General features: G+C 36.6%; 18 protein-coding genes. 10 read left to right on the forward strand and 8 right to left on the reverse strand.

Translation table 11 applies throughout. From position 1 onward, the window contains the following. Positions 1 to 280: 280 nt before the first annotated feature. Both PHP31_04775 and PHP31_04780 read right to left on the reverse strand, forming a co-directional pair. Positions 281 to 1,528: a U32 family peptidase gene (locus tag PHP31_04775; protein MDD3738588.1), complete on the reverse strand. Its 1,248-nt coding sequence runs from the start codon at positions 1,526 to 1,528 to the stop codon at positions 281 to 283. Continuing rightward, positions 1,525 to 3,129, reverse strand: a complete 1,605-nt coding sequence (locus PHP31_04780; protein MDD3738589.1) for a S41 family peptidase — start codon at positions 3,127 to 3,129, stop codon at positions 1,525 to 1,527. Before PHP31_04780 ends, PHP31_04775 begins: the two co-directional genes overlap by 4 nt. Positions 3,130 to 3,462: 333 nt before the next feature. On the opposite strand from PHP31_04780, the gene fbaA reads away from it, so the two are divergent. After that, entirely contained in the window at positions 3,463 to 4,545 is a 1,083-nt protein-coding gene (gene fbaA / locus PHP31_04785) for a class II fructose-bisphosphate aldolase (GenBank protein MDD3738590.1), read from the forward strand. 217 nt (positions 4,546 to 4,762) lie between these two features. Here fbaA and PHP31_04790 read toward each other — a convergent pair whose 3' ends face one another. Genes PHP31_04790 through PHP31_04800 form a run of 3 tightly spaced genes read right to left on the reverse strand, consistent with a single transcriptional unit; the run spans position 4,763 to position 6,918 of the window. Continuing rightward, positions 4,763 to 5,617: a universal stress protein gene (locus tag PHP31_04790; protein MDD3738591.1), complete on the reverse strand. Its 855-nt coding sequence runs from the start codon at positions 5,615 to 5,617 to the stop codon at positions 4,763 to 4,765. A 57-nt stretch (positions 5,618 to 5,674) separates the two neighbouring features. After that, positions 5,675 to 6,088 carry an SPOR domain-containing protein gene (locus PHP31_04795; protein ID MDD3738592.1) on the reverse strand — a complete coding sequence of 138 codons (414 nt, stop codon included), beginning with the start codon at positions 6,086 to 6,088 and terminating at the stop codon, positions 5,675 to 5,677. A gap of 5 nt (positions 6,089 to 6,093) precedes the next feature. Further along, on the reverse strand, positions 6,094 to 6,918 hold the full coding sequence (locus tag PHP31_04800) for a universal stress protein (GenBank protein MDD3738593.1): 825 nt from the start codon (positions 6,916 to 6,918) through the stop codon (positions 6,094 to 6,096). Between the two features lie 254 nt (positions 6,919 to 7,172). On the opposite strand from PHP31_04800, the gene ahcY reads away from it, so the two are divergent. Then, positions 7,173 to 8,567: an adenosylhomocysteinase gene (gene ahcY / locus PHP31_04805; protein MDD3738594.1), complete on the forward strand. Its 1,395-nt coding sequence runs from the start codon at positions 7,173 to 7,175 to the stop codon at positions 8,565 to 8,567. Positions 8,568 to 8,654: 87 nt separating this feature from the next. On the opposite strand, the gene cdaA is transcribed toward ahcY, so the two are convergent. Next, positions 8,655 to 9,440 (reverse strand): diadenylate cyclase CdaA, encoded by a 786-nt coding sequence (cdaA, locus tag PHP31_04810; protein MDD3738595.1) that lies wholly within the window; start codon positions 9,438 to 9,440, stop codon positions 8,655 to 8,657. Positions 9,441 to 9,482: 42 nt separating this feature from the next. Continuing rightward, on the reverse strand, positions 9,483 to 10,355 hold the full coding sequence (gene folP / locus PHP31_04815; protein ID MDD3738596.1) for a dihydropteroate synthase: 873 nt from the start codon (positions 10,353 to 10,355) through the stop codon (positions 9,483 to 9,485). 23 nt (positions 10,356 to 10,378) lie between these two features. On the opposite strand from folP, the gene PHP31_04820 reads away from it, so the two are divergent. The 8 genes from PHP31_04820 to PHP31_04855 all read left to right on the forward strand — a co-directional run bounded on the left by PHP31_04820 (position 10,379) and on the right by PHP31_04855 (position 20,952). Next, positions 10,379 to 10,960: a DUF1599 domain-containing protein gene (locus PHP31_04820; protein ID MDD3738597.1), complete on the forward strand. Its 582-nt coding sequence runs from the start codon at positions 10,379 to 10,381 to the stop codon at positions 10,958 to 10,960. A gap of 16 nt (positions 10,961 to 10,976) precedes the next feature. Continuing rightward, on the forward strand, positions 10,977 to 12,116 hold the full coding sequence (locus tag PHP31_04825; GenBank protein ID MDD3738598.1) for a DoxX family protein: 1,140 nt from the start codon (positions 10,977 to 10,979) through the stop codon (positions 12,114 to 12,116). 10 nt (positions 12,117 to 12,126) lie between these two features. Next, a complete protein-coding gene (tpiA, locus tag PHP31_04830; protein MDD3738599.1) occupies positions 12,127 to 12,882 on the forward strand; it encodes a triose-phosphate isomerase in 756 nt (251 codons plus the stop codon). 6 nt (positions 12,883 to 12,888) lie between these two features. Continuing rightward, positions 12,889 to 13,734 (forward strand): 50S ribosomal protein L11 methyltransferase, encoded by an 846-nt coding sequence (gene prmA / locus PHP31_04835; GenBank protein MDD3738600.1) that lies wholly within the window; start codon positions 12,889 to 12,891, stop codon positions 13,732 to 13,734. A gap of 22 nt (positions 13,735 to 13,756) precedes the next feature. Next, complete coding sequence (locus tag PHP31_04840; GenBank protein ID MDD3738601.1) at positions 13,757 to 18,259, forward strand: hypothetical protein; 4,503 nt, start codon at positions 13,757 to 13,759, stop codon at positions 18,257 to 18,259. Between the two features lie 3 nt (positions 18,260 to 18,262). Beyond that, the gene (locus tag PHP31_04845) at positions 18,263 to 19,444 is read left to right on the forward strand and encodes a glycosyltransferase family 2 protein (GenBank protein ID MDD3738602.1); all 1,182 of its coding nucleotides are present in this window, start codon (positions 18,263 to 18,265) and stop codon (positions 19,442 to 19,444) included. A gap of 309 nt (positions 19,445 to 19,753) precedes the next feature. Further along, a complete protein-coding gene (locus PHP31_04850; GenBank protein MDD3738603.1) occupies positions 19,754 to 20,548 on the forward strand; it encodes a hypothetical protein in 795 nt (264 codons plus the stop codon). Positions 20,549 to 20,682: 134 nt separating this feature from the next. Next, positions 20,683 to 20,952, forward strand: coding sequence for a hypothetical protein (locus tag PHP31_04855; GenBank protein MDD3738604.1), 270 nt, complete (start codon positions 20,683 to 20,685; stop codon positions 20,950 to 20,952). A 222-nt stretch (positions 20,953 to 21,174) separates the two neighbouring features. On the opposite strand, the gene PHP31_04860 is transcribed toward PHP31_04855, so the two are convergent. Next, a complete protein-coding gene (locus tag PHP31_04860) occupies positions 21,175 to 22,125 on the reverse strand; it encodes a metallophosphoesterase (GenBank protein MDD3738605.1) in 951 nt (316 codons plus the stop codon).

Below are 22,125 nucleotides of genomic sequence, written 5' to 3' on the forward strand. Positions count from 1 at the left end.
AATTCATTTTGCAAAACTAATAGCAGCCGAAGCCCGAAATGCCGAAAATGGGGATTAATATCGTTTGTAAAAAACCTAACAGGTTTTTGAAACCTGTTAGGTTTAAAACCACCACAGCACTTCGACACTTCGATACGCCTTCGGCACTCAGTGAGCGAAGTGCTGCAACCCGAAACCCGAAACTTCGGGACAACCCGCAACAGCCAAAAGCTAATAGCCAAGAGCTAAAAGCCAAAAGCCAAGAGCCAAAAGCCAATAGGATTCGAACAACAATAATTTGTTATTGATTAAGAACTATCTTGTAAACGTCATCATTCCTACGAAGTATCTCAGATGTGCTAATTGTAAACGTTTCGCCTTTATTGATTTTATCGGCTTCTATATCATCGCTATTCAGCATTTTTTCAACATGTAGCTCGTAAACGCCGGTTGTTGGACCAATAACAATCAGGTCTTCGTTGACAGATACATCATAGGTATCGACTTTTATTTGTGCTACCATAATTTTATTGTAAAAATTGATGACCTTGCCGACATACACTTTTTTATGAGTAGCCGATGAGCCGTGCCTTTCAGTCCATTCTCCCAATTTAGCTCCCATGTAATATCCTTCCCAAAAACCTCTGTTGTACACCGACGAGAGTTTTTTGTTCAGGTCTTCTACCAACTCTTCGTTGAAATTATCGTTAAAATACGCTTCAACGGCTCTATTGTAACATTGTGTAACTGTTTTTACATATTCCGGCGACCTGCCTCTGCCTTCAATTTTAAGAACAGTAACTCCCGCATCTAAAATTTTATCTAAAATCTGTACGGTTTTCAAATCTTTTGGCGACATAATGTACTCGTTGTCAATCTCCAATTCTACTTCCGAATCTTTGTCGTAAACGCGATATGCTCGGCGACAATCTTGCAAACAAGCTCCTCTGTTAGCCGACAAGTTGTGATTATGCAAGCTCAAATAACATTTCCCGCTGACAGCCATACACAAGGCTCCGTGGACAAAAACCTCAATTTGAACCAATTCGCCTTTCGGACCTCGTATGTCTTGTTCTTTTATTTGAGTTGTTATTTCTTTTACTTGTTTTATAGATAATTCGCGTGCCAAAACCATAACATCAGCGAATTGTGAGTAAAACTTAACAGCTTCGATGTTAGTAATGTTGCACTGCGTAGAAATGTGGATTTCAACGCCTATTTGGCGTGCGTACTGTATAACCGATATATCCGATGCTATTATTGCACTGATTCCGCTTTGCTTTGCGGTTTCTATTATGCTTTTTATTTCTTCAAGCTCGTTGTCATAAACAATGGTATTCAGAGTTAAATAGCTTTTAACTCCGTTTTGCCTGCATATATCGGCTATATTGCTAATGTCGTCAAGCGAAAAATTTGCACTCGAACGCGAACGCATATTTAATTTTCCTGCTCCAAAGTATATCGAGCCGGCTCCTCCTTGTATGGCAGCCATCAGCGATTCGTATGAGCCTGCCGGCGACATTATTTCTATTTTACCTTTGTAACTCATTTCTGTAAAGTAGCATTGCTGTTTAAAATTTGTAACGCTTTTAAATAAGTGCTATCCGTTTTTAAATATATGGGATAAAAACCTTCATCGTCGTACACATTGCGAGCAATGTAGGCTTTCAGCAAATCGGATATTTTTTGTTTTGAAAAAGCAATCTCTTTTTCGGTAGCTTTTATTTTGTCTTTTGATGCAAACGCAATAAAACTGCCGAATATATCATTATTTATGTGGAATTTCGCATTAAAATCGTCGAAATCGGAGTAGTTATTTAAAGCTTTTCTATTCTTGTCGGTGTATTCAAAAGCAAATTTAAATATAGTTCCTTTTCGTAGGCACTTAGCATAAAACGTATAATCACCCACGGTTTCGGCAGGAACAATTATATCAGGTGTAATACCTCCGCCACCGTACAAAACTCGTCCCATAGGAGTTATGTATTTAACTGTATCGGTGTTATTTTTTGTAGTATCGGAAGTCTCTTTATCGGCATATCTTTCCATCAATTCCATGTAGTAGTCTTCACTGCCTTTGTCGTAAGGCTTTTGTATGCATCTGCCGGTAGGCGTGTAGTATTTGGAAGTAGTAAGTCGCATCGCCGAACCGTCTTTAAAACTTATTTGCTCTTGTACCAAGCCTTTACCAAACGTGCGTCTGCCGATAATAAAGCCTCTATCGTTATCTTGAATTGCTCCTGCAACAATTTCCGATGCCGAAGCTGAGCCCTCGTCGGTAAGGACAACCACAGGCAAATCGTCCCACAGTCCTACACTTGTGGAATACGCTTCTTTTTGCGAACGATGCAGTCCTTTGGTATAAACAATCAATTTATCGGCAGGTAAAAACTCGTCCGAAACAGCTATCGCTTCTTCCAAGTATCCGCCTGCATTTCCACGTAAGTCTAAAATAAGCTTGTATATCCCTTCGGATTTGAAATCACTTAGAGCAAATTTGAGTTCATCATCGGTGGTAGCACTGAACTTGCTTATTTTTATATATCCTGTGCTATCATTGACTTTAAACGCAACATCTATGCTCCAAGTAGGAATAACATCTCGCGTAATATCGAAATACAATATTCCGGAAACTCCCAATCGGACTATGCCTACATTTACTACGGTATTTTTAGGTCCTTTAAGGAGTTTCATAGCCTTTTCGTTGTCGATACCAACCGAAGCTATATTTTCTTTATCAACCTCTACTATTCTGTCGCCGGCTAACAAACCTGATTTCTCCGAAGGACCGCCTACAATTGTACTTATTACCATAACAGTGTCGTGTTCTATTCGAAACTGAATTCCAATTCCTTCAAAGTTTCCCAATAGTTCTGCATTTGTGTTGTTAAAATCTTCGGCGGGTATGTAAATGGAATGCGGATCAAGGCTGGAAAGCATGCCATTTATGGCTTTGGTGTGTAAGTCGTCTGTGTCGACACTATCAACATAGTTCTCGTTAATATATTTTATCAAACTTTTAATATCAATCTTCTCGTCTTTGTTTTGGAATGCAAAGCTGTACTTGTCGCTTATTCTGAAACCAAGTAAGATGCCCAAAAGAAGAACAAAAAGCATCAATAAAGGTGTTATGTTTTTTTTATTAGTCATTTTTTTGCGTTTTTGCAAAAATACAAAGTTTGGTTAATTTTCAGGATTATTAGAAAATACAATATTTTTTCATTGCAATCAGATAAACTTAAAAAAGGCGTCGCTTCGCGGTGAGTGGTGGTTGGTGGTCGGTGGTCGGTGGTCGGTGGTGAGTGATGAGTGTCGCAACTCGAAACTTACTGCACCACACCCATCACCCATCACTCATCACCCATCACTAAACTAATAGCAACTTTGTGATTAAAAATATTCATCGAACAGTTATGATTGATTATTTGTAATAAATAGCTATATTTGCACATAATATATTCATCTATTAAAACCTATAAAATTATGCAACAAAACAAAAACTACACAATAGCTCCCGGAGTTGTTACGGGCGACGATATACAAAAGATTTTTAGTATCGCAAAAGAAAATAACTATGCATTTCCTGCAGTAAACGTTATCGGAACCGATTCGATAAATTCGGTATTGCAAGCTGCAAAGGAAGTTAATTCGCCGGTTATTATTCAATTTTCAAACGGCGGTGCACAGTTTTTTGCCGGAAAATTTTTACCCAACGATAAGCAACAAGCATCTATAGCCGGTGCTATTTCAGGCGCTAGTCATATTCACGCCATGGCTGAAATATATGGTGTTCCGGTTATTGTTCACACCGACCACGCTGCAAAAAAACTTCTTCCATGGATTGACGGTTTGTTAGATGCAGGTGAAAAATATTACAGCAAAGTTGGCAAACCTCTTTTCAGTAGCCACATGCTCGACCTTTCGGAAGAACCTTTGCACGAAAATATCGAAATTTGTAAAAGATACTTAGAACGCATGAGCAAAATAGGTATGACCCTCGAAATTGAACTCGGTATTACAGGCGGAGAAGAAGATGGTGTTGATAATACAGGCGTTGATAGTGCCAGATTATATACACAGCCCAAAGAAGTAGCTTATGCTTACGAAGAATTATCGAAGGTAAGTAATAGATTTACTATTGCGGCTTCATTCGGAAACGTACACGGCGTTTATAAACCCGGAAACGTTAAGCTAGAACCAATTATCTTAAAAAATTCGCAAGAATTTGTTAAACAAAAATTCAATATTTCGGAAAACAACCCTATAGACTTTGTATTCCACGGTGGTAGCGGTTCCGACCCCAAAGATATTGAAGAAGCAATTTCGTACGGAGTTATAAAAATGAACATCGATACCGACACGCAATGGGCTACTTGGAAAGGTGTTTTAGATTTTTACAACGAAAAACAGGGCTACTTGCAAGGTCAAATAGGTAATCCGGAAGGCGACGATAAACCTAACAAAAAATACTACGACCCACGTACATGGCTACACAAAGGACAATTATCGATGATTGAAAGACTAAAAGTAGCTTTCAGTGATTTGAATTGTTTGAATAGAATGTAAGAAAGTGGTTGGTGGTGAGTGGTCGGTGGGTTAGTTTCGAGTTCCGAGTTTCGAGTTCTGAGTAGTTCGACATTTTAGGTCGCTGAGCTTTCAGAAACGACGAAAATGTAAGGATGTAGGAAGGCTTTTAGTTATGAGTTTCTAGTATCCAAACTACTGATTCTGAGTTAAAGACTCCTAACTCAGAACTCCCGACTCAGAACTCAGAACTATACAACTATCCTCTAACGCCTGTTCTCATCAATTCAACAGAGTTAAAAGTAAGTACCGGATATGGCGAGTGGTTTATCATTTGTTGAGCCTGCGGTCCGGTAAGCATATTAAAAGGCGACGGATCTTTTTCGGTCATAATGCTTATAAGGTTTGCATCTACTTTTTTAGCATAATCTATAATTGATGTTGTGGTATTATCAACTTTCATACTTTCGACGTGTACTGAAACGTCGCTATTTTCAATATATTTTACAACTTGCTTAACATAGTCGTCAACCTTACGCATCATCGATTTATACTTGGAAGTATAAACGCCTAAAACGTAAATTTCGGCATCAAAAATTTCGGCAAGATAAACAGTAAAAGGAACTTTTTGGCGTGTTTCTAGCGAACCATCAATAGGCATAACTATTCTTTTCAAATCGACAGTAGGTGCAATTCCAGCTCTAAGCGTAATAACCGGACATTGAGCTAAAGAAATAACTTTCATAGCATTGCTGCCAATCCAAAACTGCTCAAATCCTGACGAACCGTGTGTTCCCAAAACTATACAGACAGCTTCTAATTCTTCAGCCGTACCAATAACTTCCTTATACATTTTGCCTTCTCTTATCAAATAATCGATTTTTGAGTTTTTCAAAACAGGCTTGTATTTATCTATTAAATGCTTAAACTGTTTTTCAACTTCCTCTATCAATTCTTTTGATGATGACGAATGTATAGTGGTTTTGGTAACACTTGGGTTGTTGACCCAAATCATATATAAATTTAAGTCGCCCTTTTCGGCTATCGAAACGGCGTGTTCTAACGCATTTATAGAACAACTTGAAAAATCTACTGCAGCTAAAATATTTTCCATAACATTAGTTTTTTATTATTATTTGTATTGATATTCTATATCTTACTGATTATCATTCTAATACAAGTTAATTTCATCGGTTATAACAAACGCATTAGGATAATCGGAGTTTATTTCATTTTTTACTTTTTCGGCTTCTATTCTGTTTCTAAAATCACCTACCAAAACTTTATAATATGGTTGTTGGTACACCAAATAAGTCTTGACAGCGTAACTTTGCCTGAACTGATTAATAATGTTTAAGGCGCTATTTTTAGAATTGGCTCCTGCTTCGGAATATATTTGCAGACGAAATCCCATATCGGTAGGATTTGTCAGATTCAATTCCTTATAATTTTGCTCAATTTTTTGAATCGATTTATTTGAGATTATTTCAACATAACCGGCATTAGTGTTGCTCTGACCTACCAATGGATAGAATCGACACACAATTAAAATAATCAACAAACAAATATTCTTATTAGCAAACATTATTATTACATATTAGGATGAATACTTAAAACAGGTACAGGCGAAAAGTTTACAAGTTGCTGCATCAAAGCGCTTGGCATACCGTTTCGGGTTTTTTGTTGTAATTCAACCGTAACTATAAGCAGGTCGGCTTGCAAACTATTTGTATGCTCAATAATAGCCTGCCCAATGTTATGTGAGTTTATTTGTTCAACTATGTGGCTAATATCTTTTTTAGCCAAAATATTGGCAACTTTATTTAAGTTGACATCAACAAACTTTTGAACACTACGTAGTCCGCTTTCGTTTATACCTAACAGACAAATATCGGCATTTAGCATGGCAGCGAGTTCGGTAGCTTTTTCAACTTTATTCAAAGTAACCGAAGTATGGTCGACAGGCAAAATAATGCGTTTTATATTTTTACCGGCATTATGGCTGGCTCTAACGGTTATAACCGGAACGTTGGCAGTAGCAATAACTCTAAAAGCATTTGTTCCAATCCAGTATTTTTGAAAACCTGTAACTCCGTGTGTTCCCATAACTAAAACCGATTCGGGAGTTTGCTCGGCACAGTCGGTCAATTCTCTATATGTTTTCCCCTTACGTATTTTTGCATTGATATTACCACCTGTTTTCAATAAAGGCTCATACTTTTTTATCAATTTATCGATTTCTTCTTGCCCTTCTTTCCTAACTTCTTGATATTCGACAGTGGCAAGCTCCGATGAGCTGTCATCTACCCACAACAAAGTCAAATCGGCTTTGGTATTGTTTGCCAACATAACACCAAACGATAATGCCTTTTCCGAACCCAAAGAAAAATCCGTTCCAACTATAATATTTTTCATATCTAAGTGTTTTTTCAGTTTTAAGTCGTACGAAACTTGCATGCTTTTACTAGCTTGGTATTGGTTTGCACATTCGTTTCGTAACTAACAAATAGTCTTTTTATATTTCAATTTATAAAGTTATTTTGTTCAAAAATAAACAATTTCCACAAAACAAAGGTAATAATTCACGGTAGAAATAGCATAAATTTTAGAAAAAAATTAACTTTGCAGCATAATTTAGTGATATTACAAATGTTTTTAAGTTTCTTACTATGAAATACAAAATAAAAGATATAAACTTAGCTCCTTGGGGTAGAAGAGAAATTGAAATAGCCGAAAAGGAAATGCCCGGCTTAATGAGTTTACGCGAAAAATACGGAAAAGAAAAACCTCTTAAAGGTGCCAGAATAATGGGTTCTTTACACATGACCATACAAACTGCCGTACTTATTGAAACATTGGTAGAGTTAGGTGCAGATGTACGTTGGGCTAGTTGCAATATTTTTTCAACACAAGACCACGCTGCTGCAGCTATTGCTGCTGCCGGAATACCTGTGTTTGCCTGGAAAGGCGAAACAATTGAAGAGTATTGGTGGTGTACTCTGCAAGCTCTTTCATTCCCGGGAAACAAAGGTCCTAATCTTGTTGTTGACGACGGTGGCGACGCTACGCTCCTAATCCACAAAGGATATGATATTGAAAACAACCCGCATAAACTTAACGAAAAAGGCAACTCAGCCGACGAAATTGCCATAATTGATTTGTTAAACTCGGTTTATAAGGAAGATAAAAACAAATGGCATGATATGGTTGCACAATGGAAAGGTGTTTCGGAAGAAACTACAACCGGAGTACATCGCCTTTATCAGATGAAAGATGCCGGACAACTTTTAGTGCCAGCCATTAATGTTAACGATTCGGTTACAAAATCAAAATTTGACAACTTGTACGGTTGTCGCGAATCCTTAGCCGACGGTATTAAAAGAGCAACCGATGTTATGCTTGCAGGCAAAGTTGTTGTTGTGTTAGGATACGGAGATGTTGGAAAAGGTTGTGCAAAATCGATGAAATCGTACGGAGCAAGAGTTATTGTTACCGAAATTGACCCAATTTGTGCTTTGCAGGCTGCTATGGAAGGTTTTGAAGTTACAACTATGGAAGAAGCCCTAAAAGAAGGAAACATTTTTGTTACAACTACCGGAAACAAAGACGTTATTACATACGAACACATGACTAAAATGCTTGATCAATCTATAGTTTGTAATATCGGACACTTTGATAACGAAATTCAGGTAGATAGAATAAATAAAGCTGAAGACGTTGTTAAAACCGAAATAAAACCGCAAGTCGATAAATACACCTTTACAGACGGAAGAGCCATATTTATTCTTGCCGAAGGCAGATTGGTAAACTTGGGCTGTGCCACCGGACACCCATCGTTTGTAATGAGCAACTCGTTTACAAATCAAACCCTTGCACAAATTGAATTGTGGAAAAACAACTACGAAATTGATGTTTATCGCTTGCCCAAACACTTAGACGAAGAAGTTGCACGCTTACACTTGGAAAAAATTGGCGTTAAACTAACTAAACTAACACAAGAACAAGCCGACTATATTGGTGTTCCTGTTAATGGTCCTTTTAAGGCTGAACACTACAGATATTAGGGTTTAGTTAGTTGCCGTTAGCCATTAGCTGTTAGCCTTTGGCTAATGAATATACCCAGCCAAGAGCCAAGAGCTAACGGCTAAAAGCTAGTTGCGAATCATCTTTTCGGTAAGCATCGATTTCAATCCCGAAGCCTTAATGTTGTGGAAAATTTTACCGTCGTAGAAAAATGATATAAAGCCTGTTTGCTCCGAAACTACAACAGAGAAAGCATCTGTTTTTTCGGTTATTCCCAAAGCAGACCTATGTCGTAATCCTAACTCTTGCGGAATATCGGTACTGCTCGATACCGGTAAAATACATCTAGCGGCAACTATTTGGTCTTTATCAATTATAACTGCACCGTCGTGCAATGGATTGTTTTTAAAGAATATGCTTTCTATTAATTCGGTAGAAGCAATGGCTTCTAACTTTGTGCCTGTTTCTATATACTCTTCAAGCCCGTTTTTGTCGCAAATAACTATTAAGGCTCCGGTAAGCGAATTTGAAAGCTTGTTACAAGCCTGAACAATAATATCAATAGTTTGGGTAGATCTTTCGGTATTGCTCATTCTTCCCAAAAAAGATTTGAAATATTTTTTAGATATAATACCTCTTGACCCCAATGTTAAAAGGAATTTCCTGATTTCGGGCTGAAAAACCACTATAAGAGCAAGTAATCCGGCTGACACAAATGCTCCAAACAAAGAGCTTAGCATATCCATGCCCAACATCTTAACAACTTGCCAAATAACAAAAATTAAAAATACGCCTATAATAATGTTTATTGCAACAGTACCTCGCAGTAGCCTATAAATTGAAAACAACAAAAGAGTTACAAGCAGTATATCTAAAGCATCAATAAATGTAAATTTAATAAATAGTAATCCCATAGTTGTGCAAATTGTTGTACAAAGGTAAATTAAATATCATAACTATAATGCTACGCCCAAATAATTTTGAGCAATTTTTATTGTATGAACTGCTTCTTTTACATCGTGAACCCTAACAATATCGGCTCCATTGAGTATTGCCAATAAGTTTATCATACAAGTACCGTTCAAAGATTCTTGCGGCGTAATATTCAACAAATTGTATATCATCGATTTTCTTGAAACACCAACCAAAATAGGCAAATTAAGTTTTTCAAAATTTTTAAGTTCGCGGAGCAAAGTATAGTTGTGCTCAATGGTTTTGCCAAACCCAAAACCCGGGTCAACAATAATTTGCTCAATCCCTATTTTGTTTAATTCGGGTATTTTTTGTTCGTAAAATTCAATAATTTCAGATGTTATATCGTCGTACTTTGGGTCGTTTTGCATGTTTTCGGGCGTTCCCTTAATGTGCTGCATAATGTAGGGTAGCTTACTTTTAGCAACTGCATCAAACATTGTATCATCAATAGTTCCGCTCGAAATATCATTAATCATACCTGCGCCAATAGCCGCAGTTTCCTCAACAACTTTACCTCTGTAAGTATCAATAGAAAAAACCGTATCCGGAAACTTTTCAACCAAAACTTCGAGACCGGGTATTATACGTTCCAATTCTTCGTCAAGACTTACAGCCTTTGAGCCCGGGCGAGTCGATATAGCTCCAATATCAATAATATCGGCGCCCTCGTTAAGCATTTTTTCTGCCCTAAGGCATTGCTTCGAAACAGTATCGTAAGAACCGCCATCGAAGAACGAATCAGGCGTCATATTTAATATACCCATAACCAAAACCCTGTCTAATTTTAAAGTTTTGTTAGGACATATGATTTGTTTTGTAGGAAAAGTTGTACTTTTATCAACTGAATTATTCATTTTATTAAACCGTATTTTTTATTATGAAGCAGGACAAAAGTAATATAAATGACGTAAAAGCAAACAAACTTAACGCAGAATTTGAGCCTATAATACAGGAATGTCGCTACATTTTTGAGAAAAAAATGTTGGACTATGGCGTTTCGTGGCGTGTACTTCGTCCCGAATCCGTTACCGACCAAATTCTCAATAAAGTCAGACGCCTGAAAAACATTGAAATTAAAGGTGTTCAGAAAGTTGACGACGACACAAAGTCGGAATTGATGGGAATTGTCAACTATTCGGTTATAGGTCTTATTCTTTTGGAAAACAATTGGGATGAGAGCGATAATATTGAAACAGATAGAGTTTTAAAACTTTATGATAAAAAAATAAAAAAGGCTATAGAACTGCTAAGTGACAAAAACCACGACTACGACGATGCGTGGCGAGCTATGCGAATATCATCGATAATTGATTTTATACACGTAAAGCTGCTAAGAATACAAAGCATTGAAGATAACAAAGGCGAAACTTCCGTGTCGGAAGGCATAGAGTCGAACTTAGAAGATATTATTAATTATGCTATCTTTGCAATAATAAGAATCTCCGAAAATAAAAAATAAAAACTAAATACTAATTATGAAAGAAAAAACTCGTAAGGAAAAAATATTTAAAATTATTGCTCAAGTCAGTCGAATAATCACCGGTGCAGTATTTATGTTTTCGGGATTCGTAAAGGGTGTCGACCCTATGGGTACTGCATACAAAATACAAGATTACTTGGTTGCATATAATTTCGATTTCTTAATTCCTTTGGCTCTTAGCCTTGCTATTTTACTTTGTGCAGTCGAATTTACCGTTGGGTTCATGCTTTTCTTCAATCTGCAAACAAGAATATCAGCGTGGATACTATTTTTAATGATGATATTTTTTACCGGACTGACATTATACGACGCAATATACGAGCCAGTACCGGATTGCGGTTGCTTTGGCGAAGCTATTATACTTACCAACTGGCAAACTTTTTACAAAAATGTTGTCCTTATTGTCCTTGCTGTTTTCGTATTTATTTGTAGAAAAAGATTTGTCGGCGTACCGCACAAGTTTGTACAATCGCTAATTTCAATTATCGTGTTTATTCTGTTTATAGGTTTTTCTACATACAGCTACAAACATCTTCCTGTTGTTGATTTTTTGGAATGGAAAGTTGGAAACAAACTTTATAACGAAAATCCTCAACCTATCGAATACTACGTTACTTACCAAAACAAGGAAACCCTTGAAACAAAGGAATACCTACTTCCCGACTTTCCTTATAACGATAGTGTTTGGATTGAGCGATGGGAGTTTGTTTCTCAAAGAACCTACGACCCTAACGATTATCATGGAAAATCTCTAATTATTCAAGATACTATAGGAAATATAGTAACCAACGACATTATCCAAAATCCTGACTACCAGCTCATTATTACAAGTTATAACTTATCTGACATAACTCCAAAGGCTATTAAGAAAATACAAAAACTTGAAAAAGCACACAATTGCGATACCTTGTCAATTGCATTTTTAACTAGTCAGGAAAACGATAATATTAACAGGTTTGCCAACGAAAACGGCATATTCCTAGATTACTACATATCCGACGATATAATCTTAAAAACAATGGTAAGGTCGAACCCTGGATTTATGTTGCTGAAAGAAGGTGTGGTTATTAAGAAGTGGAGTTACAGAGATTTTCCCGATTACGACGAATTAAATAAAAAATGGTTAAACAAATAATATACGCATTATGAGAATAAAATTAGTAGCCGGAAACTGGAAAATGAACAAATCATTTTCGGAAGCTGAAGAACTTCTGTTTGACATATCGGAAGAGTTGCAAAACAACAAGAGCAAGGCTGAAGTCGTAATATGTCCTCCATATCTTTATTTAGAAATGGCAACCGATATCGCCGCCGAAAACGATTTTGCTATAGGAGCTCAAAACGTTTCTAATTTTGAAAAAGGAGCATACACAGGCGAAATATCTGCAGGAATGTTGCACAAAATGGACGTTTCGTACTGCATTGTCGGGCACTCCGAACGCAGACAGTATTTTAACGAAACCAATCAGGTTATTGCAGAAAAAGTAAAACAACTCATCAGCAACGATATTACACCTATTTTCTGCTGTGGCGAAAAATTAGAAGACAGAGAAAGCGGAAAACATTTTGAAGTTGTTAAATCGCAGATAAAAGAAGCCCTGTTTGACCTTGAAAGCGACAAGATTTCGAGTGTTATCATTGCCTACGAACCCGTTTGGGCTATTGGCACAGGCAAAACCGCAACTCCCGAACAAGCTCAAGAAATGCACGAATTTATCAGAAATACCATAAAAGATAAGTTTACACAAAAAGTATCCGACAATATCACAATTTTGTATGGCGGCAGCTGCAATGCCAAAAATGCTAAAGAGCTGTTTGCTTGCAAAGATATAGACGGCGGACTTATTGGTGGGGCTTCGCTTGTAGCTGAAGATTTTGTTAAAATTGTTAATTCATTCTGATAAGCAATGAAGTATAACGAGTTTGTTATAGAATTGCACACAAATACATCGGAAATTGCCGAAATAGTTTCGGCATATCTGATGTACGACGATTTTGACAGTTTCCAATTTACCGACGACAACAATATTTTGGCGTACATAAGCACCGATTTTTCTGTTGCTGACACGCTTGAGAAACTAAAAAACGAGCCGTACAGTAATTGGATAAAAAATGTTGAAGTAAAACAGTTGGAAGACAAAAATTGGAACCAAATATGGGAAAGTTCGTACGAGCCCGTGATTGTTTCGGATAATTGTATTGTGAGAGCTCCATTCCACACAAATTTACCTGAAGTGGAGTTTGACATCAAAATTATGCCTAAAATGTCGTTCGGCACTGCGCATCACGCAACCACTCTATTGATGATGAAATACATTTTGGAAATTGAAGATTTTACAAATCTTTCTGTTTTGGATATGGGTTGCGGAACAGGCGTTTTGGCTATACTTGCTGCTATGAAAAATGCCGAAACCATTTGGGCTGTAGATAACGACACATGGGCTTTTGAAAATGTGAAAGAAAACGTTAAAGCCAACAATTGCGAACATATAAAAACATTTTTGGGTAATGCTAGTATTCTTGGCAACGAAAAGTTTGATTACATTTTTGCCAATATCAACAAAAACATATTGCTAAACGACTTGCCAACCTACGCCAATTGCTTAAATAAAAACGGACATATATTTCTCAGCGGCTTTTACCTTCAAGACTTGGACGATTTGATTGAGAAAGCCAAAACAGTGAATCTTAGTTTTATAAACTATAAAGAAAAAGATAATTGGGTAGCAGCTCATTTTCACACAAACAAATAAGCGTTTGTTTAACATTCTGCGTATGAAAAAAATCATAGCCGTTTCTTTATTCTTTTTATTTGCACTGAAATTTAATTTGTTCGCTCAGGAGCAAATTAAGTTCAGCAATGATACTACTATGTTTTTAAGCGAACTTCAAGCTTATATGACGCAAGTCAGCAAAACGCAAGAAAAAGAAACACGTCAGGTTTTTAAAGATTTTGAATACGCTTGGATGTCGGAAATGATTCCTAAAAATATAAAAGCCTTAGTTTATCAATATTGTTTGAGCTTTGATGAGTACAAATTGTATCCTTATCCGTATTTCGTCAAATATCTGAACATTATTCAAATGTTTGCGCATCAAAATCAACCCGAAAACGACCAAATTTTCTTTCATAAAGGCGTCAACTTTTACTTAAACAACGAAAACAGAAATATAAATCTTTTAAACTATCTAACTCAGATAGAAACCTTTGTACAGTACAAATCGCTACAGCGGACAAATACCGAAGAGTGGAAAATAAAAAACTACACTTATAGGTTCGGTTTCGACTCTATTCCGTGTATAATCTTTCCCGAAACCGACCTTTCTTGCGTTGTGCGAAACGACAGCTCCAACATATACAAGACTTCGGGCGTTTATTACCCTCTATCGCTGCAATGGAAAGGAAAAGGCGGGAAACTAAATTGGGAAAGGTTTTTTTACCATCCCGATACGGTTTATGCAAATTTGAAAACGTACGAAATAAATCTGAAATTGACCGAATTTACCGCCGAAAACGTTGAATATTGCCACAAAGGATATTTCAAAAAGAGCAAACTCCTTGGTAAAATTACCGACAAAGCCGTTGTTGATGCCGATAAAATCATTTCAACGTATCCACGCTTTTACATGTACGACAACCAGAAAGTGTTCATCAAAATATTTCCAAACATCGAATATAGCGGCGGGTTCAGCGTTGAAGGAAACAGAGTTATCGGAAATTCAATAAATAACGATTTGGCTAAAGTTGTTTTTTTTAGAAACAATGAAGAGTTTATAAACATACAAGCTGATCATTTTTTAATTTATCCAAGCAGATTTATTACCGACAAAGGAAGATTAAACATAAGCATAGCCGAAGATTCCATTTATCACCCCGAAGTAATTACACGCTACGATTACGTGCAAAACTTATTAGTCCTTCAGCGGAACGATATCGGCTTAGGATTGGCTCCGTTTTTTGACACTTATCACAAATTGGATATATTTTCCGATGCAATATATTGGCATCGTAATCAAAACCGTATTTCATTCGAGAGCATTAGAGGAATAAGAAGCGAAAGCATAGTCGGCTTTTTTTCAACCGATTTTTTTTCGCAAAAAGAATACGAAGCTCTTCAAGGAATTGACGATGTTAATCCCGTAGAATTAGTCTCCTTGTACTCTCGAAAAATACACTCACGAAACTTTACCTTAGAAGATTTTACCGAGTGGGCTAAAAAGCCGAAAGAACAAATAAACCGACAACTTATAATACTTGCCAATAAAGGTTTTATCGATTATGATTTGCAAAATAGAACCGTCCAAGTAAAACCTCGTTTGATTGAATTTTTGGCTGCACAAAAAGGTGCTAAAGACAGCGACATTATCAGTTTTACGTCGGTTTTGGGCGATAAAACCAATGCCTTCTTAAACTTAAATAACTTTAACTTGGATATTGAAGGCGTTTCCGATATTATGCTGAGCGATTTGCAATACGTTTACGTTGTTCCTCGCAATAAAAGCATTACCGTTCAGAAAAACAGAAATTTCATCTTTTCCGGTCGAGTTCATGCCGGCTTATTCGATATAGAAACCGAACAGGCATCTTTCGATTACGACAAGTTTATGATAAATATGCCTGAAATAACCAAAATATCAATGATAGCTTTGGAATGGGAGCCCGATGTTTTCGGAAATAGAAATTTTGTGCCTGTAAAAAATCATTTGGTCGATTTGAATGCCGACCTGTATATCGACAATCCCGACAGTAAATCCGGCAGAAAAATGTTCCAGAATTATCCTTTGCTTGTAAGTAAAGATACATCGTATGTGTTTTTCGATCGTAGCGATATTGTCGGCGGTGCATACAAAAAAGATAATTTTTATTTTCAGGTTTATCCTTTCGAAATGGATAGTATAAACACAATCCCAACTCCCGATGTTATGTTTAAAGGACGTTTGGTTTCGGCTGATATTTTTCCTCCTATAGAAGAAGACTTGAAGATTCAAAAAGACTACTCTCTCGGATTTTTGCACGTTATTGAAGAGCCAGGATTGCCCGTTTATAAAGGCATAGGTACATATTCCGACACGCTATTGCTCAGCAATAAAGGTCTTATAGGTAAAGGGCAGTTAAATTATTTAACGTCGAATAACAAATCCAACGACTTTTTGTTCACACCAAAGCAGGTGGTAGCTAATGTTGAAAATTACAATTTGGCGAAATATGTTGCCGATGTCGAGTTTCCCGACGCAGTATCAAAAAGTGCAAGACTTAGGTGGGATACCGAAAACAACATGATGGAAGTCAGCAGCAACCAGGAAGGCGGTTTCAGCATGTTCGACAATAACGCAAAATTAGACGGTATTCTTAACGTAAGTCCGCAAGGTTTATTCGGAAAAGGCAAATTCTCATTCGAGCACGCCGAAGTTGTTTCAAATAAATATACCTTCAAAGCCAATAGCTTTGTCTCTGATACAGCCGATTTTAAACTTTTATCGCCCGACGATAAATCTGATGCTCTTAGAGTTCACATATTTAAAACAAACATAGACTTCGATTCTCGAATAGGACACTTTATCGCTACAGGTAAAGGTGCGTTGATGGAATTTCCAAAAATTAATTACAATTGCGTTGTAAATGAATTTGATTGGCTGATGGACGAAAATAAACTCTCGTTGATAAATAAACCTCATATGTCCGAACAAGAGTACTACAACCTAACAAAACAGCAACTTATTAATTTCGACCCGGGCAACGAAATATACTTCTCCACCTCACACAAACGTGGCAAGCTGCAGTTTTACGCACTTAATGCTCTGTACGATTTGAACAGAAACAACTTGCAAGTATCGGACGTAAGAATTATTAAAGTCGCCGATGCAGCTATTTTCCCGCATCAAGCTAAAATGAATATAGATAGTACCGGAAAAATTGAAACGCTTGTTAATGCCGAAATACTAACCGATATAGTCAATCAGAGATATTATTTTTATAATGCAAATGTTGATATAAGCTCACGAAGCTATTACAAAGCTCAAGCCTTTTACGACTACAAGCCCGCAAACGGAGATTCGTATACTCTCAAATTAGATTCGATTAAGCCCGTTAAAAACGTTTCTACCGCATACGCACACCTTGAAGAAACGGACAACTTTAGTTTAAATTATAAATTCAATTACTTGGGTAACATCACCTTGCAGGCAAATTCCGACAGCTTGACGTTAGATGGTGCTTTTTCAATAGTTAACTCTTGTTACGACAACAAGGAAACAAATTGGGTAAAAATAAATCAAAAGTTGCATCCGCAGAATGTAAAAATTGTTCTTCCTTCCGATCCCAAAAACGTTAATAATCAAAAGTTACGCACAAGTATTTACTACTCGCTAACAGAGCATAAACCTATGTTCGGATTTTTAGAACCTACCGAAAACGTCAGCGACCCCGATATTTTTTCGGCTAAAGGGTTTTTGAATTACAACTTTTACACTTCCGAATATCAAATTGCCGATACATCGGTATTAAATAATGGCGAACAGCCCGGAAACATTGCAAAACTCAATACCATAAGATGCTTTTTGAACGGAGATGGCGAAATTAATTTAACAAGTGAGTTGGGACAATTCCGTCTGAGAAACATCGGTAATATCAAATTCTTTACAGCCAACGATTCGACAATAATAAACACGGCTATGGTATTTGATTTTCATTTCCCCGACGAAGCTCTTAAAGTTCTTAGCGATGATATAAATAACAACGTGTTGCAACACATTGACGCCGGCAATCCCAACTATATCAGAACCCTAAGAACCCTAATGGGAAATAAGGCTGCAAGCAAATACTTGGAAGAAATTTCCATATACGGAAAGGCACAAAAATTTCCTGCCGAATTAAATCATTCAATTGTATTGTACGATGTAAATTTGGAATATATCCCCGATAGCAGAACATTCGTATGCTGGGGTCCTATGGGTGTGAATAATATCGGAAATAATACGGTTATGAAATACGTTCCCGGCTACATTGAAATGCAAAAACGCCGCTCAGGCGACGTTATTACTATTTACTTTATGCTCGAAAACAACAGATGGTACTATTTCAACTACGCCAACAACATTTTGCAAGCAATTTCCGATAATTCCAATTTCAACGATGAATTAGTTGACCTTAAAGCCAAAGAACGGAGAGTTGCTAAAAGAGGCGAAGCTACATATCAGTTTATTATCGGTACAGCCGATAAAAAAGCGACTTTCTTACGCAAAATGCGACAAATGCAACGTTCCTTAAACGACGAATAAATTATGATTTACGTAGCACTACCTGTTTATAATGAGATGCCACATTTAAGTCGCACTATAAACTGCGTGCTGTCTCAGTCGGAACAAGATTTTAAGCTGATTTGCTGCGTTAACCAACCAGATGTTTTTTGGACTGACGAACATAAAAAACACATTTGCCACAATAATCAATCGGCTATAAATTACCTTAAATCGTTAAACGACGATAGGATAAGTGTTTTGGATTATTCGTCGCAAGGTAAAGGTTGGAAAAACAATAAAATCGGAGTTGGCATGGCTCGTAAAGTTACAATGGACTATATTGCAAGCATTGCCGAAAAACACGATATAATACTGTGTTTAGATGCCGATACTGTTTTTTGTAAAGATTATTTTAAATCAATTGCAGAAAACATAAGCCAAAACCCCGATATTATGGCAATATCAGTGCCGTATTATCATATTCTGTCGGAAGACGAAAATTTAAACAAAGCCCTGCTACGTTACGAAATATACATGAGAGCTTATTTGATAAACATGTACCGAATAGAAAATCCGTTTAGTTTTACTGCATTGGGCTCGGCGATTGCAACTCCTGTGTGGGCATACAACAAAATTGGCGGCATGGCTCCCAAAAAAAGCGGCGAAGATTTTTATTTCTTGCAAAGTATGGTAAAAAGCGGAAAAATCAGCAATTACAACAGCAAAATGGTATTTCCTGCTACACGATTTTCAGATAGAGTGTTTTTCGGTACAGGTCCTGCTCTAATTAAAGGAAACAAAGGCGATTGGAGTAGTTATCCCATTTATCCCATTAGTCTATTCGACGACATTGGAAAGACGTTTAACTTGTTTGAAAAACTTTTTTTCGGCGATGTTGCTACTCCCATCGACGACTTTTTGATAGAAACATTCGGAAATTTGCCTTGGGAAAAACTAAGAAACAACTGTAAAGACACAAACACTTTCGTTAAAGCCTGCTACCAAAAAATCGACGGACTCAGAATATTGCAGTATCTGAAAAAAAATCAAATTCAAGACGACAGCTCCGACACAATATACCTTTCGGAATTACTGCAACTCTACAATATTGATATCAGCAAAACCATTGGCAACCTCAACTTAACCGACTTAAACGTCATTGATTTGGACAGAATAAGGAATATTTTGTTTGACGTGGAAATGCAGTATCGTTACATGGAGTAATATGGTTATGCCCTTTAGTTCATAGCCCTTAGCCCCCGAAGTCTCGGGGCTGTTAGCTTTTAGCCATTGGCTATTGATAAGTGTGTCGATATTTCGGGATAACTCGCAACACGCAACACGTAACACGTAACAGCCAACGGCTAACAGCCAAGAGCCAAAAGCTAACAACTTTTTCACATCAAAATAAAAAATAACTGCGAAAATATTTGCAAAATTCATTTTTTTTGATATAACTTTGTAAAATAAGCAATGGTAAACAAATAAAAACCATTAAAATCATGAAGATATAACCCTTAAACAACTATAAAAATGAAACATAGTTATAAACCTTTTTTATTTGCAATTGCTTTGTTGTTAAGTATTTGTACTAGCACTAATGCCCAGCAATTTTCGTGGAAAAAATTTAGCTATGCTGCTACTTTCGAACCCAATATGCAAGTGCTACAAGCTTTTCAAAAAAAAGGAATTTTTTCGGACGGGTTTTTTGATTTTTATTCTATTGACCTTGCGAGATTAAATTTTAGAACCCATTTATTCAAACGTGCCTATCAGTTTCGTCGCGATATGGTTTCTAGCCCCAATGAGAATCATTTCACATTTCTTTCGGGTATAAGGTTATATTATCCGTTAAACGATAAGATCAGAATAAGTTCCGGTGCATTATACCTGAAAGAATATTATTATATTAATTACCATTCGTCCTACACTGTACACAGTGATCCTTTCCTTTATTTCGTTTATGAATATTTTTCGGATATTGTTCGTTTTCCTCTTGCTGTTGAATTTCGTGGCACCAAACCTCGCAAAGTTCGTTTACCGGTAGCCATAGGTTTGAACTTCGATTTTATGTTGAAAGATATAGTTTATTATTATAATATTAGAAGTGACAGAGGTGTTGAACGTAAATACCCTTTTAAATTTTATCGTATAGTACCCGAAATAATGTGGGGTCCCGAATTTAAAATAACTGACAATTTTTATTTCAAATTTATGTTCGGACATACCTATAGTTCGATATATCAGCGTAGTTTTCGCGAATTTATACCTTTAAACAGTAGCTTGTCTTTTAAAATGATATTACTATATAAACCCTTTCAACAATGAAACCTAAATATTTTTTAATAAGTCTTTTGTCAATTTTTGTTTTATTAAGTTCTTGCTACCAAGAACCTTACTATCATACCCAGGTTTTTTTGGTGAATAACAGTTCTGATACTATTTTTTGCAATTATAAAACAATGAAAAACAATTCAGATACACTATTACCCGATAGTTTCGAGCATAATAAAAAAATTCCTCCATCAAAGAGAGTTTCTTATAATTATTATTGTGCTGAACGAACATTTGGCTACATAGGAAGGAAGTCTGCTATGATAACTGTTTTTGATGATGAAGTAATACGAACTACCAGTTGGGATACAATAAAAAAATACGACTTAGTAGAAAAACGATATTTGCTCGACATAGATTTGCTCGAACAAAACGATTACGTACTAACATATCCGTAATAAGTCCCAACTTGTCTACATTTTTTGAAAAAACACTTCTAAATAGAGATGTTACGGTAAAAATGAGCTATAGATACAAGGAATATTAGTCGGAAGTCGGAAGACAGAAGTCAGAAGTTCCGAGTTATGAGTCGGGAGTATTGAGTTGAAAAACTCGTAACTCAGAACTCAGAACTCAGAACTAACTCTGCCAACGGCTAACAGCCAAGAGCCAATAGCCAATTACTTTTTCACATCAAAATAATAAATCGGTTCACCTTTGTAGTTAATAAAGGTCATTCTAACTACATTCTTTCCTACCGAAATAACCGAGAAACCTTCGTCAGATGAACAAAACTGTGTATCGGGACCTTTTATAGGTTTTCTGCCTTTTGAAGCCGAACCGTTTACAATATACTGAACACCTGTATTCGGTTTTGTAAGATGTTGAAACGTATGCGAGTGTCCGGCTGCATATATATCAACATTATGACGGCGTAAAATAGGGTCAAGTTTTTTTACAAGGTCTTTTTCGTCAACACGTTTCTTTTCCGATACATAAATCGGGTGATGACCCACAACAATTTTAAATTCGGCTTTCGACTGTGCCAACTCTTTTTCTAACCAACGAAGTTGAGCCGTGCTATCCTGTTTTTGAATATCAGGATATTTATCGCTTTCCTCGTGGTATTTGTTAATAAGTGGCGAAGTATCTAAAAAGAAAATATCTACCGACGAATAATCTCCGTCAGAATCTGCCTCAATATGCTTAACATAATATCTGGCAGGCATTTCCCAACGTCTTGAAACATTAGAATAGTCTAACACCGCCTGTGTATTGCCTCTGTACTCGTGATTGCCAAGTATAGGATACCAGCTAACTTGCAGATCGCCATGCGAATATATAAGCTCGTAATTGGTCATCCAAATTGGGTCGTTTATACTTTGTACACCATTATAATGATGTACATCGCCGGCTGCAACAACAAACTCAATATCTAACTCGTCTGCCATGTTTCCCATTACCTCGGCTACATCTTTCTGAAAATACGAGCCGTTGCGTCCTAAGTCGTTGGCAAGATAAAAATTGAATCCGTCATCAAATACTATTTTTGTAGTCGCACCCCTTTGGGCGAATATGGGACTTAAAAATAGTACCGCAAGAACTAATAAAATTATTTGTTTATTTTTCAT

It is taken from the genome of Lentimicrobiaceae bacterium (assembly GCA_028697555.1).
Taxonomy (GTDB): Bacteria; Bacteroidota; Bacteroidia; order Bacteroidales; family UBA4417; genus UBA4417.

Coding starts and splice junctions, on each gene's coding strand:
- PHP31_04825 (MDD3738598.1), top strand. CDS start 10,977: ATGAAAGAAAAAACTCGTAAGGAAAAAATATTTAAAATTATTGCTCAA.
- PHP31_04845 (MDD3738602.1), top strand. CDS start 18,263: ATGATTTACGTAGCACTACCTGTTTATAATGAGATGCCACATTTAAGT.
- PHP31_04855 (MDD3738604.1), top strand. CDS start 20,683: ATGAAAAACAATTCAGATACACTATTACCCGATAGTTTCGAGCATAAT.
- PHP31_04780 (MDD3738589.1), bottom strand. CDS start 3,129: ATGACTAATAAAAAAAACATAACACCTTTATTGATGCTTTTTGTTCTT.
- PHP31_04840 (MDD3738601.1), top strand. CDS start 13,757: ATGAAAAAAATCATAGCCGTTTCTTTATTCTTTTTATTTGCACTGAAA.
- PHP31_04850 (MDD3738603.1), top strand. CDS start 19,754: ATGAAACATAGTTATAAACCTTTTTTATTTGCAATTGCTTTGTTGTTA.
- tpiA (MDD3738599.1), top strand. CDS start 12,127: ATGAGAATAAAATTAGTAGCCGGAAACTGGAAAATGAACAAATCATTT.
- folP (MDD3738596.1), bottom strand. CDS start 10,355: ATGAATAATTCAGTTGATAAAAGTACAACTTTTCCTACAAAACAAATC.
- PHP31_04860 (MDD3738605.1), bottom strand. CDS start 22,125: ATGAAAAATAAACAAATAATTTTATTAGTTCTTGCGGTACTATTTTTA.
- PHP31_04820 (MDD3738597.1), top strand. CDS start 10,379: ATGAAGCAGGACAAAAGTAATATAAATGACGTAAAAGCAAACAAACTT.
- ahcY (MDD3738594.1), top strand. CDS start 7,173: ATGAAATACAAAATAAAAGATATAAACTTAGCTCCTTGGGGTAGAAGA.
- prmA (MDD3738600.1), top strand. CDS start 12,889: ATGAAGTATAACGAGTTTGTTATAGAATTGCACACAAATACATCGGAA.
- PHP31_04795 (MDD3738592.1), bottom strand. CDS start 6,088: ATGTTTGCTAATAAGAATATTTGTTTGTTGATTATTTTAATTGTGTGT.
- PHP31_04800 (MDD3738593.1), bottom strand. CDS start 6,918: ATGAAAAATATTATAGTTGGAACGGATTTTTCTTTGGGTTCGGAAAAG.
- cdaA (MDD3738595.1), bottom strand. CDS start 9,440: ATGGGATTACTATTTATTAAATTTACATTTATTGATGCTTTAGATATA.
- fbaA (MDD3738590.1), top strand. CDS start 3,463: ATGCAACAAAACAAAAACTACACAATAGCTCCCGGAGTTGTTACGGGC.
- PHP31_04790 (MDD3738591.1), bottom strand. CDS start 5,617: ATGGAAAATATTTTAGCTGCAGTAGATTTTTCAAGTTGTTCTATAAAT.
- PHP31_04775 (MDD3738588.1), bottom strand. CDS start 1,528: ATGAGTTACAAAGGTAAAATAGAAATAATGTCGCCGGCAGGCTCATAC.